This window comes from Paenibacillus sp. 1-18 (genome assembly GCF_000520755.1).
Taxonomy (GTDB): domain Bacteria; phylum Bacillota; class Bacilli; order Paenibacillales; family Paenibacillaceae; genus Paenibacillus; species Paenibacillus brasilensis.
In genome coordinates this window covers 1-506 of sequence record NZ_ASSB01000234.1, presented here as the reverse complement: position 1 = coordinate 506, position 506 = coordinate 1, and the positions used below count along the sequence as shown (strand labels likewise).

At 53.4% G+C, this 506-nt stretch carries 1 protein-coding gene; it reads right to left on the bottom strand.

The window, feature by feature from the left end; all coding sequences use genetic code 11:
- The coding region (locus tag L693_RS28135) for a condensation domain-containing protein (protein ID WP_155983833.1) at nt 1-506 on the bottom strand (506 nt) is incomplete at both ends.

Sequence of the window (506 nt, the reverse complement as noted above, 5' to 3'; positions counted from 1 at the left end):
TCGTATATTCCACCTCGAACGGCACGGTGTCCTCAATCCATTGCATCGGCTCACTGTCCACCAGCTTAAAGCGGGTACGCAAGGTTGCATGGCGAGCAATCAATTGACGGAACACGTCCTCTACTCGTTTCACATCCAGCGGACCGCTCACTTGCAGCACCGACGGCATGTTGTAGTTCACATCATTCGGGTCAAATTGATGCAGCACATACAGTCGTTTTTGCGCCGAGGATAGCGGATAAAAGGCACGAGCTTCCGTCACCGGAATCGACGCATACGCCACTTGATCCAGACTTTCAATGACCGCTGCCAGCTGTTCAATCGTTGGCGCTTCAAAAATATTACGCAATGGAAGCGGCTTGTTCAGCTCCTTGTGAATCTTCGAGGCCAGCGTCGTCGCCCGCAGTGAATGTCCGCCAATCTCGAAGAAGTTTTCCTTCACGCCGACCTGCGCCAAGCCCAGTACATCCTGCCAAATTTGCGCCAGCTTCGCTTCCACCCACGTT